General features: G+C 31.0%; 18 protein-coding genes. 17 read left to right on the top strand and 1 reads right to left on the bottom strand.

The window, feature by feature from the left end; all coding sequences use genetic code 11:
- Positions 1–114: 114 nt before the first annotated feature.
- The 14 genes from B3J31_RS05030 to B3J31_RS04965 all read left to right on the top strand — a co-directional run bounded on the left by B3J31_RS05030 (position 115) and on the right by B3J31_RS04965 (position 10,387).
- Positions 115–915 (top strand): FtsQ-type POTRA domain-containing protein, encoded by an 801-nt coding sequence (locus B3J31_RS05030; protein WP_150844856.1) that lies wholly within the window; start codon positions 115–117, stop codon positions 913–915.
- A gap of 63 nt (positions 916–978) precedes the next feature.
- Positions 979–1,689, top strand: coding sequence for a DUF881 domain-containing protein (locus tag B3J31_RS05025; protein WP_150844855.1), 711 nt, complete (start codon positions 979–981; stop codon positions 1,687–1,689).
- Positions 1,690–1,705: 16 nt separating this feature from the next.
- Entirely contained in the window at positions 1,706–2,047 is a 342-nt protein-coding gene (locus B3J31_RS05020; protein WP_035129303.1) for a small basic family protein, read from the top strand.
- 12 nt (positions 2,048–2,059) lie between these two features.
- Positions 2,060–2,770 (top strand): DUF881 domain-containing protein, encoded by a 711-nt coding sequence (locus B3J31_RS05015; RefSeq protein WP_150844854.1) that lies wholly within the window; start codon positions 2,060–2,062, stop codon positions 2,768–2,770.
- A 118-nt stretch (positions 2,771–2,888) separates the two neighbouring features.
- Complete coding sequence (locus B3J31_RS05010) at positions 2,889–3,557, top strand: YggS family pyridoxal phosphate-dependent enzyme (protein ID WP_346868416.1); 669 nt, start codon at positions 2,889–2,891, stop codon at positions 3,555–3,557.
- A 15-nt stretch (positions 3,558–3,572) separates the two neighbouring features.
- The gene (locus tag B3J31_RS05005) at positions 3,573–4,022 is read left to right on the top strand and encodes a cell division protein SepF (RefSeq protein ID WP_150844852.1); all 450 of its coding nucleotides are present in this window, start codon (positions 3,573–3,575) and stop codon (positions 4,020–4,022) included.
- A 140-nt stretch (positions 4,023–4,162) separates the two neighbouring features.
- The gene (locus B3J31_RS05000; protein ID WP_346868415.1) at positions 4,163–4,939 is read left to right on the top strand and encodes an RNA-binding protein; all 777 of its coding nucleotides are present in this window, start codon (positions 4,163–4,165) and stop codon (positions 4,937–4,939) included.
- A gap of 15 nt (positions 4,940–4,954) precedes the next feature.
- Complete coding sequence (locus tag B3J31_RS04995) at positions 4,955–5,548, top strand: DivIVA domain-containing protein (RefSeq protein WP_035129309.1); 594 nt, start codon at positions 4,955–4,957, stop codon at positions 5,546–5,548.
- Positions 5,549–5,811: 263 nt separating this feature from the next.
- Positions 5,812–6,504, top strand: coding sequence for a 5'-methylthioadenosine/adenosylhomocysteine nucleosidase (locus B3J31_RS04990; protein ID WP_346868414.1), 693 nt, complete (start codon positions 5,812–5,814; stop codon positions 6,502–6,504).
- A gap of 11 nt (positions 6,505–6,515) precedes the next feature.
- On the top strand, positions 6,516–7,322 hold the full coding sequence (gene aroF, locus B3J31_RS04985) for a 3-deoxy-7-phosphoheptulonate synthase (RefSeq protein WP_346868413.1): 807 nt from the start codon (positions 6,516–6,518) through the stop codon (positions 7,320–7,322).
- 18 nt (positions 7,323–7,340) lie between these two features.
- The gene (lspA, locus tag B3J31_RS04980) at positions 7,341–7,793 is read left to right on the top strand and encodes a signal peptidase II (RefSeq protein WP_150844848.1); all 453 of its coding nucleotides are present in this window, start codon (positions 7,341–7,343) and stop codon (positions 7,791–7,793) included.
- Complete coding sequence (locus tag B3J31_RS04975; protein WP_346868412.1) at positions 7,793–8,707, top strand: RluA family pseudouridine synthase; 915 nt, start codon at positions 7,793–7,795, stop codon at positions 8,705–8,707. Before lspA ends, B3J31_RS04975 begins: the two co-directional genes overlap by 1 nt.
- 12 nt (positions 8,708–8,719) lie before the next feature.
- A complete protein-coding gene (pyrR, locus tag B3J31_RS04970; protein ID WP_035129314.1) occupies positions 8,720–9,259 on the top strand; it encodes a bifunctional pyr operon transcriptional regulator/uracil phosphoribosyltransferase PyrR in 540 nt (179 codons plus the stop codon).
- A 12-nt stretch (positions 9,260–9,271) separates the two neighbouring features.
- The gene (locus tag B3J31_RS04965; RefSeq protein WP_150844846.1) at positions 9,272–10,387 is read left to right on the top strand and encodes a THUMP domain-containing protein; all 1,116 of its coding nucleotides are present in this window, start codon (positions 9,272–9,274) and stop codon (positions 10,385–10,387) included.
- Between the two features lie 40 nt (positions 10,388–10,427).
- Here the strand turns inward: B3J31_RS04965 and B3J31_RS04960 are convergent, their stop codons facing one another.
- On the bottom strand, positions 10,428–12,173 hold the full coding sequence (locus B3J31_RS04960) for an Rqc2 family fibronectin-binding protein (RefSeq protein WP_346868411.1): 1,746 nt from the start codon (positions 12,171–12,173) through the stop codon (positions 10,428–10,430).
- Between the two features lie 239 nt (positions 12,174–12,412).
- Between B3J31_RS04960 and B3J31_RS04955 the strand changes: the two genes are divergently transcribed.
- From B3J31_RS04955 to dapF, 3 genes are read left to right on the top strand one after another with little or no spacing between them, the layout of a single operon-like run.
- On the top strand, positions 12,413–13,687 hold the full coding sequence (locus B3J31_RS04955; protein WP_346868410.1) for an amidohydrolase: 1,275 nt from the start codon (positions 12,413–12,415) through the stop codon (positions 13,685–13,687).
- A gap of 51 nt (positions 13,688–13,738) precedes the next feature.
- Positions 13,739–16,213 (top strand): DNA helicase RecQ, encoded by a 2,475-nt coding sequence (recQ, locus tag B3J31_RS04950; protein ID WP_414632090.1) that lies wholly within the window; start codon positions 13,739–13,741, stop codon positions 16,211–16,213.
- Between the two features lie 12 nt (positions 16,214–16,225).
- On the top strand, positions 16,226–17,053 hold the full coding sequence (gene dapF, locus B3J31_RS04945) for a diaminopimelate epimerase (RefSeq protein WP_346868409.1): 828 nt from the start codon (positions 16,226–16,228) through the stop codon (positions 17,051–17,053).
- Positions 17,054–17,092: the final 39 nt, after the last annotated feature.

Below are 17,092 nucleotides of genomic sequence, written 5' to 3'. Positions count from 1 at the left end.
ACATATGCCGTAATATTTAATATTTTTGTAATGAATTTGTAATATAAAAATGGTATGATATAAGGTGTATTAATTTACTTTCATGTTCATATATTGTAATTTGGTGGTGAAAATGTGGCAAAAAAAACTAAACAGAGTTATGGTAATTATATAATAGATAATAAACAAGAGATATTAAAGCGAAAGAAAAAAATAATTAAATTAAAAAAGACCATGTTACTACTTGTAGTAATGATTTCTATTCTAATAACTTTGGCTTTAACTTTACCTACTTTTAATTTATCAGAGATTTTAGTTAGTGGGTTGGTAAATTTATCTGAAGACGGTGTCAAAACAACTACAAAACTTCAAAATGGTACCAATATATTTAAGATAAAAACAAAAAAAATAGAAAAAGAGCTAGAGAAAAACCCTTACATATTAGAAGCAACCATTATTAGAAAATATCCTAACAAACTCTCTATTGCTATTAATGAGAGAAAGATTGCTTTCTATACAGAAATATCAGGAGGTTTCTATGTGATTGATGATAAGGGTGTGGTTTTGGAAAAGAAGGAGTCCATTGAAGGCATAGAAGCTTTAAGGATTGAAGGAATTGATGAAACATGTTTAAAAATAGGTGAACAGATTAAAAATATAGACGAAGATAAAATAAAGGGAATTTGCAATATTCATAAATTTTTAAATGAAAATAGTTTGTTTAAAAAATATAACATAATAAAATTAGAAGTTAATGACTTTGTAGACTTAAAATTATACGTAAATAATTTATACATGAAACTTGGAACTGTTGATAAAGTTAATAGTAAAGTTGCTAGGGGGTTTAGCATAATAGAAAGTGGGACCCTTGGAGAGATGAAGGGATATGTGGATGTAAGTTTTGAAGGTAATCCAGTTATTTATAAGGAAAAATAGTTCAAAAGATTAAATGGTAAAAGCATCATAGTTCAAGAAAGATTTTATTGGGAGGTAGGGTAAGTGAAAAGTATTATTTCCAAGCTATGTACCGGACTTATATTTTTAATGTTTGGATTTGTTATAATTACTCAACTTAATACTATAGGAGAGCAAAGTACAGATAAAGTTGAGGGTTCACAAAATCCAGAAATATACTTAGAAAATGAACAATTGAAAAAGCAAAAGGAAGAATTGGAAAAGGCTGTTGAGGAACTAGAGGTGAAGGCGGCTGAATACGAAAAAGAAGCAACAGAAGATACAAAGAATCAAAGGCTCCTTGAAGAGCTAAATAATACTAGACTTAGAGCTGGATTAACTAATGTTGAGGGGCCAGGTATTACAATATATATTGATCCTAAAACTAGTTTATTCACTCCACAAGTAGAAGATGATCCTATACAAGATTATGAATTACTGTATATTGTTAATGAATTATATGCTGCAGGTGCTGAAGCTGTATCTATAAATGATATAAGACTTATTGGAAACAGCAGTATAAGGATAGCAGGAAATAGTATTAGAATTAATGGTGAAAGAATTTCACAACAGGAGCGTATAGTTATAAAAGCTATAGGAAATAGGACCATATTAGAAGGGGCTATGGGATGGTTCATTCCTAATAGAGTAAAAAGAATCTGTGAGGTTACATCGGAAACAAAGGATAATATTAAAATTAAAAAGGCAAGTATACCAGTAAACTATGAACACATAAAAGAAGTACAAGAAAACTAAAAGTAGGAGTGATGAAATGATTGCATTAATAGGACTTATAATAGGAATTATATTAGGAATAGCTTTTAACATAAATTTTCCACTTAAATTATCACCATATATATCTGTTGCAATATTTGCTTGTATAGACTCCACTTTTGGTGCTATTAGAGCTACCTTAAATAAGGATTTTAGACCAGATATATTTATATCAGGATTCTTTGGAAATGCATTTTTAGCAGCAGGAATGGTTTATCTAGGTGATAAGTTAGGTATACCTGTATATATTGCAGCAATTATAATATTTGGACAGAGGATATTTACAAACTTTGCTGTTATAAGAAGGTTATTGATGGATAGAATAAAAACACATCATTAAGGAGATAATTAAATGCGAGTTAATGAAGCTAATATATTTTTACTTATAGCTACCATTATAATTGGTATTTTAATAGCTATGAATGTAAATTTAGGAGGAAAAGCTAAATTTTTAGATGTAGAGCAGTATCAAAAGGCATATGATAGTAGGACAAAGTTACAAAATGAAATAAGTAATTTAGAAGACCAATATGTTGAAATTAATGATAAAATTAATAAATATGAAAGAAGTAGTATATCTGAGGATGAAGTTAGAAAAGAGATGATTGAAGAGATAAACAAAAATAAACTTGCATTAGGTTTGCTTCCAGTGGTGGGAAATGGTATAAAGATTACTCTAAATGATGCACCGGAAGCTACAATTTTAGGGCAAGATGTACCCCTTTATATGTTAATTCATGATACGGATTTAACAATGGTTGTTAATGATTTAAGAGCTGCAGGAGCAGAGGCAATAGCTATTAATGGATATAGAATAATAGGTTCAACAGCTGAACTTTGTGCTGGAGCAACCATAGAGTTAGATGGTATAAAAGTAATAGCTCCTTTTTATATCACAGCTATTGGAAATCAGGATGTAATAAAAAGTTTTCTTGAAAATCAACAAAATCATCTTAAGAGTTTAAAGGTAAGAAGTTGTTATGTAGATATTGAATCAGTTTATGATGAGAAGTTGCCAGCCTATAATGGACAGTTAAAAAGTGAGTATCTAAAATTAAAATAAAAAAACTAGAAAAAATTAATAATATTAAAGGTTTTTTAGATTATATCGAGAATAAAATATATGGGCATATATTTTCCATTATAAGCTAGAGTTTGTATATGAGACGGGAGGAATAAAATTGTCTATTGAAGAAAATTTTATAAAATTGAAGAATGAGTTGCCAGAAGAAGTGACATTAATTTCAGTATCAAAAACTAGATCTATAGCTGAAATACAAAAAGTATATGACTTAGGGGAAAGAAATTTTGGAGAGAATAAAGTTCAAGAGTTAATGGAAAAGCAAGAGATCTTACCTAAGGATATTAGATGGCACTTAATAGGTCATCTTCAAAGAAATAAGGTTAAATATTTAGTTGGACGAGTTTATTTAATACATTCTTTAGATAGTGTTAGACTTTTACAGGAGATTGAAAAACAATTTTCAAGTAAAGAACTTATTGCAAATGTATTAATTCAAATTAATATAGGTAGAGAAGAGTCTAAAACTGGGATTATGATGGAAGATTTAGATGAACTTATAAATGCTTGTGAACAGTGTAAAAACGTCAAGGTGAAAGGTATTATGGCTACTATTCCAAAAGGAGATACTGAAAGTTGTAATTACTATTTTACTAAGACTAAAGAAGTATTTGATACCCTGAAAACTAAAAGCTATAAAAATATTACCATGGAGATTTTATCTATGGGAATGAGTGGAGATTATAAAGAAGCTTTAAAAGTAGGATCAAATATGATTCGAATTGGTGAAGGGGTTTTTGGAAAAAGAGATTATAACAAATTAAAGTAGGAGGAAGGTTTTATTATGGAATTTTTCAAAGGAATAAGTAGAATGATGGGATTTGATGAAGAAGATGATGAAGAATTATTAGAGAATAGGGAAGAAAACTATGATGAAGGTGAAGAGGAGATTGAAATTGAACCTTTCGTAAGCAAAAAGCAAAATAAAATAGTTAATATTCATACTGCATCATCCTCAAAGGTTGTAATTAGTAAACCTTCAAATTATGATGAGGGGAAAATTATTGTAGACAATTTAAAGTCTAGAAGAATTGTTATTGTTAACTTAAATGGAGTAGAGTCTAAGGAAGGTCAAAGAATACTTGATTTCCTAATAGGAGCTATTTACGCATTAGAGGGAGGACTTCAACCTGTAGAAAAGGGAGTATTTATATTAACTCCATCTAATATTGAAGTTAGTAATGAATTAAAAAATGAGCTTACAAACAAAGGAATTTTTAGTTCCTTCAAATAAGTCTAGTACTCGAACTTAGTAAAGTATTACGTGGTTAATTTTTTATATATTTGAGTGGTAGAATATAGCTTGAAAAACATGAACAGTATAAAGAGGAATTATAATTAATATAATAATATATAATGAATTAGAGGAAAGCTATGGATAAGAAGGCATTTTTAGATATATTTAAAGACCACGATAAAAATTATATTTCAAGTATATATGAGGATATAGAACTATGTAAGAATATAGGAATTCCTATATATACAAAGGAGTTTGTGACTCCGGATATCTATGTGAATATAAAGAAAAGCCAAAGTAAACTTGGGGTTTTTGTTCATGGTACTGGTGTGTTTGCGGATTGCGAGAGAAAGATGTTATGTTTTTCTACTAATACATATGAAACTCTGGACTATGATATTCATGTTGTTAAGATAAAAAATAAATCAAAGTTTAAAGATCTTAAGCATAAAGATTATTTAGGCTCTATGATGGCTTTGGGAGTTAAGAGAAGCTTATTTGGAGACTTAGTAGTAAAAGGAGATGCATGCTTTGTTCCAATGACAAGGTCAGTTTCTCAATATGTTCAAGATAATTTAACTACTATTGGAAGTTGTCCGTGCACTATTGATAGAATAGATATAAATAGTGAAGATATCCCAAAGATTGAATTTGAAGAAAAAATTATAATGGTTACATCCCTTAGACTAGATAATGTGGTACCTAGTATTTGCAATATGTCTAGGGCTAAGGGCACAGATCTTATAAGTAATGGTTCTGTATTATTAAATTATCTTAAATGTAATAGAAAGGATAAATTAATAGAAATGAAGGATACTATTACCATAAGGGGATTTGGAAAGTATAAAATTAATTCAATTGAAGGAGAAACTAGTAAGGGACGAATTAAATTATTAATAGGTAAATATATTTAATGCGGGGTGAAGGATATGAAGATGACAGCTATGGACATTATGAACAAAGATTTTAAAAAAGCCATGAGAGGATATAACATGGATGAGGTGGATGAATTTTTAGAACAAATTTCTGAGGATTATGAAACCGTGTATAAGGAAAATGCTATTTTAAAGGAAAAATTAGATGTTTTTCAAGATAAATTAGATCATTATGCAAAGATGGAAACTACTATTCAAAGCACTTTGTTATTAGCACAAAATGCAGCAGAACAGGCAAAGCAAAGTTCTCAATCAGAAGCTGAACTTATAATTAAAAATGCAAATGAAAGTGCTAAAAGAATTTTAGATAAAGCTCACACTGATGTTTTAAATATCAATGATGAATTCGATAGAACAAAGCAGGAATTTGCTAAGTTTAGGAGCAAGTTTAGAAACTTTATAGTTACACAAATGGAAATGTTTGAAGCTCTAGAAAAAGATTTTGATAAAAATTATAATATTTCAACTGTAATGGAAGAGAAGGTACATGAGCCAGCACTAGAAGTTGCTTCAGAAAAAGATGTAGAAAGCTTTGAATATAATACAGCTGAATTAGAAGATATAAAAAGCTTTTTTGTAGATAAGTAATACTGAAATTTTATTTACATATATTATGTAATTTTTGGTGAATATGATTGGTAGGTAAGAAATCTCACTTTAGGGTGAGATTTTTTTATCTACTGAAAGCTATTGACATATCCCGGAACATGTATATTATAATAGATGTAGTTATACCCAATTAATGTGAAAATTTATACTTGAACATGTATTAACATAATTGGCGACTTAAATTATATTAAAGAAAAGTACCTAGAATTATTTATACCTAGGAAGAAAGAGGAGATTTTAGCATGAGAATAGGAATTATAGGAGCTATGGAAGAGGAAGTAAGCTCTCTAATAGCTGATATGGAAATAAAGAAAAAAGTTACAAGAGCAATGATGACATTTAATCATGGAAATATTTATGGTAAGGATGTTGTAATAGTTAGAAGTGGAATAGGTAAGGTAAATGCAGCAGTGTGTACACAAATTTTAGTTGACGACTTCAATGTGGATGCAGTTATAAATGTTGGTATAGCTGGTGGTATTGGAGAAGATATATATCCAGGAGATGTGGTTATTGCTACAGATTTAGTGGAGCATGATATGGACACAACTAAATTTGGAGATAGACCAGGTCAAGTTCCTAATATGGAAGTCTTTGACTTTAAATGTGATAAGGGATTAGTAGAAAAAGCCCAAAGTGCTTGTGAAGGTATAAAAGATATAAATATTTTCACTGGTAGAATAGTATCTGGAGATCAATTTATAGCTGATATAGAGAAGATAAGATGGTTAAAAAGTGAGTTTAATGCCCTATCTTGCGAGATGGAAGGAGCAAGTATAGCTCATGCTGCTTATCTTAATAACAAACCTTTTGTTATAATACGATCAATTTCTGACAATGCTAATAATGGAGCACATATGGATTATGAAAAATTCAAAGCAATATCAGTTAAAAATTCAAATACTATATTGCGTTCTATGTTAAAAACTTTATAAGGTGATATTATATGAAAAGAATACTTGCAGAAAAAAATAGTGGAGAAAAAATTACAGTACAGGTTAAGGATGTGATCATAGGTGGAGATGACTTAGTGTTCATATCTGGACCATGTGCAGTGGAAAACTATGATAAAATGATAAAGATAGGAAGAGCCTTGAAGGACCAGGGAGCACATATGATGAGAGCAGGTGCCTTCAAGCCTAGAACATCTCCCTATGATTTTCAAGGTCTCGGTATAGAGGGACTAAAAATACTTAAAGAAGTGGGAAATGAATTTGGCTTGCCAGTAGTATCTGAGGTAATGGATGCTAGAGATATAGAAATTTCTCTTCCTTATGTAGATATGATACAGGTTGGTTCTAGAAATATGTATAACTATACATTTTTGAAGGAATTAGGAAAGCTTAAAGTACCTGTACTTCTAAAGAGAGGGATAAGTGCTACTGTAGCTGAATGGATTTATGCAGCTGAATATATTTTAAAGGAAGGTAATGATCAAGTAGTGCTTTGTGAAAGGGGAGTAAGAACCTTTGAGACTACTACTAGAAATACCTTGGATTTAAACTCTGTAGCAGTGATTAAGGAAAATTATAGACTTCCTGTTATTGTGGACCCTAGTCATGGAACTGGGAGACGCGAGTTAGTTGAAGCTATGAGTTTAGCTGCTATGGCAGCTGGTGCAGACGGATTAATTATAGAAAGTCATGTAAATCCTGATAATTCTGTATCAGATGCAAGACAAACTATTAATGTAGAAAATTTAAAAAGAATTATAAATAAGTCTAATGCCATTAAAAATATTTTATCCGAGTAAAGATAAGGGGGAGTGGTTTTGACTTTAGGAATAATAATAGTAGTTTTAGGTCTAATAATAGATAGAGGAACAAAATGGTGGGCTATAGGTACCTTAAAGGGTTCAGAAGGATTAACTGTAATTAAGGATTTCTTTACTCTTGATTATTTAGAAAACCGTGGAGCTGCCTTTGGAATGCTTCAAAATAAGCAGTGGTTATTTATTGTTATTACTATAGTTGTAGTTATAGGAATGATATTCTATTTATTGAAGTATAAGCCTAAGTTTAAATTAGTATATGTATCTATTGCTATGATAATTGCAGGAGCAGTAGGTAATCTTATAGATAGAATAAGTTATAAATATGTGGTGGATTTTATTATGGTTCATTATAGGGATGTATATTATTTTCCAACCTTTAATGTGGCTGATATGCTAGTTTGTATAGGAACATTTTTTCTATTAATATGTATACTGAAGGATGAGATTTAATGGATTTTAAAAATTATACTATAGAAGAAGAAAATGTAGGGAAGAGACTTGACTTATTTATAAGTGAAAATGATGTAGATATGTCTAGATCTTTTGTCCAGGGAATTATTGAAAAACAACAAGTGAAAGTTAATGGACAGATAAGGAAAAGTAATTACAAATTAAAAGTAGGGGATCGGGTTCAAGTAGAACTAGCTGAGCCAGTGGAGCTTCAAGTAGAGGCTGAAGATATCCCTTTAGATATAATTTATGAGGACAGTGATGTTATAGTAATAAATAAGCCACAGGACATGGTAGTCCATCCAGCCCCAGGAAATTATACTGGAACCCTTGTTAATGGTCTTCTTCATCATTGTAAGGACTTATCAGGTATAAACGGAGTTATAAGACCTGGTATTGTACACAGAATTGATAAAGATACTTCAGGGGTATTAGTAGTTGCTAAAAATGATAAATCTCATAATTCATTAGCTATGCAGCTAAAGGATCACTCCATGAAGAGAACTTACTATGCCATAGTAGAAGGTATAGTAAAGGAGGAAGAAGGTACTGTTAGAACCAATATAGGAAGACATCCTATAGAGAGAATAAAGATGGCTGTAGTTAAGGATGGAAAAGAAGCCATTACTAATTATAAAGTGTTGGAGCGATTTAAAAGTAATACCTTGGTGGAATGTAGATTAGAAACAGGTAGAACACATCAAATTAGAGTTCATATGGCTCATTTACATCATCCACTAATTGGAGATCAAGTATATGGATATAAAAAACAGAAGTTTAAATTGCAAGGTCAAGCACTTCATGCAAAAAATTTAGGCTTTATACATCCTACCACAGGAGAGTATATGGAATTTGATTCACAACTTCCAGAATATTTTCAGGATATATTAGATAAATTAAGAAAAGAAGTTTAGGGAGGTATTGTTATGGAACTGAAATCAGTACTTATGGACGATAAAGCAATTAAGAGAACTCTCACGAGAATTTCTCATGAAATTATAGAAAAAAACAAGGGTACAGAAAACTTAGTTATATTAGGAATTAAAAGTAGAGGAGTGCCACTAGCTAATAGAATTGCTGAACTGATCAACATGTTTGAAGGTGAAGAGGTAGAAGTAGGTAGTGTAGATATAACTAAATATAGAGACGACCTAAAAAAACCCGAAAACTTAAAGGAACATAATAGTATAGAATTAGGTGTAGACATAACTGGTAAGAGAATAATTTTAGTGGATGATGTTTTATTTACAGGAAGAAGTGTAAGAGCGGCAATAGATGCAATCATAGATAGAGGAAGACCTGAAATGATTCAGCTAGCTGTACTTGTAGATAGAGGTCATAGAGAGCTACCAATAAGAGCTGATTATGTGGGGAAAAACATACCAACTTCAAGAAAAGAGGATATATCTGTTGAACTAGTAGAAAAAGATGGAGTGGACTCTGTAAGTCTATACGAGAATAATTAGGAGAAAAAATTTATGTATAAAATAATTGTAACCACTACCTTTGGTATAGAGGCTATTACAGGCAAGGAGCTAAAGAATTTAGGATATGAAGACTTAAAAATAGAAAATGGAAAGATAACCTTTGAAGGAGATGAAATGGATGTTGCTATCTGTAATATTCATTTAAGAACTGCAGAGAGAGTTTTTCTAGAAATGGCAGAATTTGAAGCTACCTCCTTTGAAGAATTATTTCAAGGAACTAAAAAAGTTGATTGGGGTAGCTTAATACCTATAGATGGTAAAATGCATGTTATAGGAAAATCTGTTAAATCTACCTTGCATAGTGTACCTGACTGTCAAGGTATAGTAAAAAAAGCTGTAGTAGAAAAAATGAAAGAAAAATATGATACCAATTGGTTTAGTGAAGATGGACCAGTATATAAGATAGAAGTTGGAATTCTAAAGGATAAGGTAACCCTTGCAGTAGATACCTCTGGAGTAGGACTTCATAAGAGGGGATATAGGGAAAATGCAGGAATGGCTCCTTTGAAGGAGACCTTAGCAGCAGCCTTAGTTTTGATAGCCAAATTCAATGGAGATGAGCTTTTAATAGACCCATTTTGTGGATCAGGAACTATACCTATAGAAGCTGCACTGATAGCTAAAAACATAGCACCAGGAGTTAATAGACACTTTGTAAGTGAAACTTGGCCTACTTTTGACAAAGAAATTTGGGAGCAGGTACGTGAAGGAGCAAAAAGAAGTGTTAATAAAAAGGACTTCGTTATTCAAGGCTCCGATATAGATGGAAGAGTCCTTAGAACTGCCATGGATAATGCTAAAAAAGCAGGTGTAGAGAAGTATGTTAACTTCCAAAGACTTGATATGAAGGATGTAAGAAATAGAAAAAAAGGTGGTATGATAATAACTAATCCACCTTATGGAGAGAGACTTTTAGATGAAGATGAGGTTAAGTATCTCTACAAAACTTTTTCTAATGTGTATGCAGGACTAGAGGATTGGTCTTGCTATGTACTAACATCCTATGATGACTTTCAAAAAGTATTTGGAAAAAAAGCTGATAAAAACAGGAAACTTTATAATGGAAGAATTCAGTGTTATTACTATCAATATAATCCGAAGAAATAAATTAAAGACTATCTCAAAAAGTTTTGAGATAGTCTTTGTTTTAAACTTGCTTTAAATCAAGTTTTATAGGATCTACATAGATGGTTTTGTTTGTGGAGTAGGTTACCATACCAGGCTTTCCTTTAGCCATTTTTTTAACATTTCTAATTTCTGTGTAGTCTATAGGTACCTTTGTAGAGTTTTTACCCTTGCTATAGAAGGCGGCTAAGGTAGCAGCTTCAAGAAGGGTGGAATCAGGTACATCTCCATGGTTTTTAATGATTACATGGGAACCTGGGATATTTTTTATGTGAAGCCAAATATCATTGTTATGAGCAAACTTCAGAGTTAAATAATCATTTTCTAGATTGTTTTTACCTACATATATATCAATGCCATCACTAGATATGAAGTGGAGTGGTTTTGAAGCCTTAGTCTTTTTACTTTTCATAGACTTTTTGAAAGCAATATAGCCAGTTTCCACTAACTCATTTTTTATATCTTCTAAATCTTTATAGTTATCAGCATTTTCAATATTACTAAGTACTGATTGAAGATATTCATCCTCTTCTTCAGCTAATTCTATTTGGATATATGCATTTTCTTCTGCAGCTTTTAATTTATTATATTTTTTAAAATACTTTTGAGCATTTTCAGAAGGGGTTTTATTTATATCTAAAGGAATTTTAATATATTCTTCTTCCTCACAATAGTAATTTAATGCTTCAACCTCTTTATCACCTTTTTTAATATTATAAATATTTGCAGTTATAAGCTCTCCATATAGATTATATTTTTGCTTTTCTTCACATTCAATTAAAGTTTTCTTTAAAATGTTTAATTTTTTTTCAACTCTGTCTATGTTATTTATAACTAGCTTTTGCATATCATGACTTTTACTTTGAAGTCTATTTATTTTATCCTTTGCATGATAGAAGCTTTCTAGAAGACTACTAGGAGAAGAATATTCTTCACATTGTCCACCATCATCTAAAATATGCTCTAGCTTTATACAGTGGAAATCTTTTAGTTCATCATTTATGGAATAGCTATAAAGGTCATAATTATTATCTTTGGTTTTAGCGAAAAACTCTATTAAGAATTCATAGATTTCCTTTAGGTTATTTTTACTTAAAGGAATATTTCTTATATTTAGCCTAAAAGAAATCTCTTTAGCTATAGGATTACTTACTCCATCTAAAACTCTAGTAAAGAATTTTTCATTTAGTTCTTCATCCTCATAGAGACTTAAAGTTTTTTCTTGAAATGATTCAAAGGTAGTGTTGAATATATCAAGTTTATTACTTTCAGGAGGATATACATATTCAATACCAGGATAGAGTACTCTATAGCTATTTATATCTGGTGTAATATGTTTTATGGAATCCATGATGAGTCCATCTCTTTTTCTTATCAAAGTAATATTACTGTGTCTACCCATGATTTCAATTATCAGGGTATATATACTGTTAAAGCCTAATTCATCACTACTTTCAAAATCTAAAAGTAGAATTCTGTCATTATTTAATTGAGTAACATTTTTTAAAACTGCAGTATTTAGATATTTTCTTAAAACCATACAAAATACAGGTGCCTTAAGTGGACTCTCCTTAGAGTAATCTATAAAGTTTATTCTAGGATAAGAAGCGTTAGCATTTAGCAGTAGTCTAACGGGTTTCCTATTTATTTTAAAGCTCAGTACTATTTCATCCTTTTCAGGTTGGGTTATTTTATCTATTCTACTGCTTATTAGAGTATTTTTTATTTCATTGGCTAGAGAGCGCAAATATAATCCATCTAGTGCCATATAAATCATCCTTTCATTTAAGCATATATTTTACAGTATATCACTATTATTTTATAAATAAAATACAAAATAAGTTAGGACAAGGATAATTTCCTTAATTGAAGATGATATAATAAAAGTAATATGGCATTTGAGGAGTATTTAAGTTAAAGGAACTGTAGTTGCTTAAGAAGTAATAAGAATGAATTTACATAAGAGTTGAATATATAGAAAAAATTACAAAGGCAGGGTGGATACAAATGGAATTAAGTGGAAGTATCATTAACTTAAGAAGGGAATTTCATAGATGTGCAGAAGCTGGGTGGTTAGAATTTGAAACCACCATAAAAATAATGGATTACTTGAAAAAACTTGGGTATAATCTACAATATGGTAAGGAAATACATAGTAATCCAATGGGGATGGCTGATGAGGAAATACTTACTAATCATAGGCTAGGGTGTAGTGAAGTAATTAAAAACAAGTCCTTTAATGTAGATGAAATTCTAGAAGGCTATACTGGGGTAGTAGCAACTATGGATACAGGAGTTCCGGGTCCTACCATGGCCTTTAGATTTGATATAGATGGTCTTAAGGTTGAAGAAGCCAAGGAGAATCATAGACCTTTTAAAGAAGGATTTTCTTCTAAAAATCCAGGAGTATGTCATTGTTGTGGCCACGATGCTCATATAGCTATGGGCCTTCAGCTTGCAAATACTATTGTAGAAATGAAAGAAAAATTAACAGGAAAAATTAAGCTCATATTTCAACCGGCAGAGGAAGAGGTTAGAGGGGCTAAATCTATGGTAGAAGCTGGAGTTTTAAAAGATGTAGATTATTTATTTTCTGGTCACATTGGTTTTATTAATAAAAATAATGCCATAGCTGTTAAAGTTAAAAATTTGCTTGCCACTAATAAAGTGGAGGTAGAGTTCTTAGGTAAATCTGCCCATGCAGGTCTTTGTCCAGAAGAGGGAAGAAATGCTCTTTTAGCAGGAGCCAGCTGTATTTTAAATCTTCATAGTCAAGTGCAATTTGGAAAAGGAGTAGGAAGACTTAATGTGGGAACTTTTCATGGAGGAACTGGAAAAAATGTTATAGCAGATAAAGCAGTTTTAGAGCTTGAAACTAGAGGAGATACTAATGAAATTAATGATAGAATAATGGATATGGTTTGTCGTGTAGTTAAGGGTGCAGCAATTTCTTACAATGTAGAATATAATATAAGAGTAGTTGGTTCTGCAAGGGCATATAATAGCCTCGATAATGAATTTTCTAAGATAGTAATAAAAAATCTTAGAAGTTTACCTATAGAAATTATCGAAGAATTTTCCTTTGGAGCCTCTGAGGATATAACTTATATGTTAGAAGAGGTGGAAAAGCAAGGGGGAAAGGGAATGTATTTTATAATTCCATCTTCTATTGTGGCACCACATCATAATCCTCATTTTGATTTTAATGAAGAATCACTTATAATAGGTCATGATGCTTATGTATGTATGATAAAAACCTTTTTACAAAAGGATATGATTTAATTAAACTTGAGATAAATTTACTAAATTAAACAAGCTAAGGGATGTGTAGTTTTGAAAGAAGCAATGAAAGAAATTTTAGAAAAATATTATGGATATAAAAGCTTTAGACCAGGTCAACAGCCAGTTATAGAATCTATTTTAAAGGGAGAGGATGCACTTACTATAATGTCTACAGGTAGTGGTAAGTCTATATGTTATCAAGTGCCTGCTTTAATCCTTCAGGGATTAACTATAGTAATTTCACCTTTAATTTCCCTTATGAAGGATCAAGTAGATGCACTTAAGGACATGGGTATACCTTGTAGCTATATTAATAGCTCCTTAAGCAGTAAAGATTTCAAGGAAGTTTTAGATGGAATAAAGGAAGAAAAATATAAAATACTTTATATAGCCCCTGAGAGATTAGATAATATAGAATTTTACAATGTAATTTCTAGGATACCTATTAGTCAGATAGCTATAGATGAGGCCCATTGTGTATCTCAATGGGGTCATGATTTTAGAGCTAGCTATAAAAGAATTGCAGGTTTTATAGAAAGGCTTATGGTGAGACCTATAGTTACAGCTTTTACTGCTACAGCTTCTAAAGAAGTAAGGCAAGATATAGTAAAGCTTCTAAGACTTCAAAGTCCTAAAATATTTATTACTGGCTTTGATAGAGAAAACTTGTCTATAAATATAGTTAAGTCTGAGAATAAGAAGAAATATCTTCTTAAATTTATGGAAGACAATAAAGAAAACTCTGGTATTATATATGGAGCAACTAGAAAGGAAGTAGATAATATTTATAGGGACCTTTCTACTAAAGGTTATAATATAGCTAGATATCATGCGGGTTTATCTGACGAGGAAAGAAAAGAGAATCAAGAAGATTTTATTTATGATAGAGTTAAGATTATGGTGGCAACTAATGCCTTTGGTATGGGAATAGATAAGTCTAATATAAGATATGTGGTTCACTATAATATGCCTAAAAATATAGAAGGTTATTACCAAGAGATTGGAAGAGCTGGTAGAGATGGTGAGAAGAGTCAGTGTATATTATTATTTTCTCCTGGAGATATCCATGTTCAAAAGTATTTAATAGAGATGAGTATAGAAAATCCAGAGAGAAAAAACAATCAGTATAAAGCACTTCAGCAGATGGTGGATTTTGTTTATAGTAATGATTGTTATAGAAAATATATTTTAAATTACTTTGGAGAAAGTTATGAAGATGACTGTAAAAATTGTAGTAATTGTTTAAATCAGGGAGAGATAGTTGATAAAACTGTAGATGCTCAAAAGGTACTATCTTGTATATATAGGATGAAACGAAACTATGGTGCAACTATGCTTATAGATGTACTTAGAGGTTCAAAAAATAAAAAGGTTACACAGTTTAATTTTCAAGAGCTATCTACCTATGGAATAATGAAGGATTATTCAAGTGAAAACCTAAAAACTTTTATAAACACATTAATTTCTCATGGGTATATAAATCAAGTTGAAGGAACTTATCCTGTCCTTGCATTAAATAATAAGTCTATGGAAGTACTTAGGGGTCAGGAAGTAGTTCACTTTAAAGAATTTAAAGTGAAAGTTAATGCAGAGGTAAGAAATGAACTCTTTGATATATTAAGAGAACTTAGATATAACATGGCAAAGGCTGCTGGAATTCCTCCATATATAATTTTTAGTGATGGAACCCTTAGGGAAATGAGTGTTAAGCACCCTACAAATAAGGAGGAGTTTTTAGAGATATCTGGAGTGGGAGAAACTAAGTATAGTAAGTATGGAAAGGAATTTCAAGGTGCTATTATAGAGTATGTTGAAGCTAACAATCTAACTGTTAAGGAAAAGGGTAACTCTGACAAAAGCTATGAAGAAGTTAGTGTAACTAAATCAGAGGAAGTTAGCAGTATTAATGAGGAATCAGGGGATTTTTATGTAAATACTGATAAAAAGCTATTTGAAAGGTTAGTTTTAGTGCGAAGGGAGTTAGGCAGGATAGAAGGTGCTATGGAACAGAATATCATAGCAAAAAATACTCTAAAAGAGATAAGTGGAAGGTATCCTAAAACCTTAGAAGAGTTAAAGGATATAGGAGGTATGGGGCCTAAGAAGATAGAAAAATATGGAGTGACTTTAATAGAAGCAGTAAATACATATATAGAAGAAGAAGGAATAACTCCTATATGGGAAGAAAAAAAGAAAAAAAGATTAGTTATAGATGGAGATGAAAGAAAGAATAAGGAAATAGCTTTAGACATGTTAAATGAAGACTTTGCAATTGAGGATATTGCTGAAGAGATTGAGGTATCAATTTCAACTATACTTGGATATGTTACAGAGTATATAGAGGAGTATGGAAGACCTAAGTTTACTATTCCTTTAAATAAGTTTTTTAACCAAGATGAAGAAAAAATTATCATGGAAGTTTGTGAAAGAGTTGGCTATGATAAGGTCAGCAAGGTAAAGGCAGAGTTACCTAAGACAATTAATTATGAATCTATAAGAGCTGTTATACTTAAGAATTATTTTTAAAAGGAGAATATTATGGAAGTTTTAAAATTTACAAAGATGCAGGGGGCTGGAAATAATTTTGTTGTTTTTGAAGATATAGAAATAAAACACAATGATTTAGGTACTTTAGCTAAAAAGTTGTGTGATAGAAATTTTGGCATAGGAGGAGATGGGATATTAGTAGTAAGAAGGAGTAAAATTGCTGATATTCAAATGATAATAATAAATAGTGATGGTTCCTATGCTGGTATGTGTGGAAATGGAATAAGATGCTTTGCAAAATACGTATATGAAAATAACATAGTAAGAAAAAGTGAGTTTACCGTAGAAACAGGAGATGGTATAAAGGTTTGTCATCTATTCATAGAAGATAATAAGGTAAAAGCTGTTAAGATAAATATGGGAAGAGAGAGTTTTAATCCAAAGTTTATTCCTGCCTTAGGAGAGGAAGAAATTATTAAAAAAGATATCAGTGCCAATGGAAAAAGCTATAATATAACTTCATTATTACTTGGAGTTCCTCATACTGTTTTATTAACTGAAGAGGGAGGGTTTAAGGTTGAAGAAGGTGCAGCCATAGAAACCCATGAATTATTTCCACAGGGGACCAATGTTAACTTTTGTAGAGTTGTGAATAGAGGGGAAATAAAGGTTAATACCTGGGAAAGAGGAGCAGGGCCAACCCTTGCCTGTGGAACAGGATGTTGTTCATCGGTGGTGGTTTGCAATAAATTAAATTTAGTAGATAAATCTGTGAAGGTTATGGCTCCAGGAGGTATTTTAACTATAGAAATAACTGAGGATGGAATAATGATGACGGGGCCAGCGGAGAATGTATTTAAGGGTGAAATAGCAGTATAAGTGAACCATTAAGGGTTTATATTGAAACAATTTATAAAT

Source organism: Clostridium sp. UBA5988, from assembly GCF_002435615.1.
Taxonomy (GTDB): Bacteria; Bacillota; Clostridia; order Clostridiales; family Clostridiaceae; genus Clostridium_J; species Clostridium_J sulfidigenes.
Note: the sequence above shows the minus strand (reverse complement) of the source record. Positions and strands in the feature narration are given on the sequence as shown.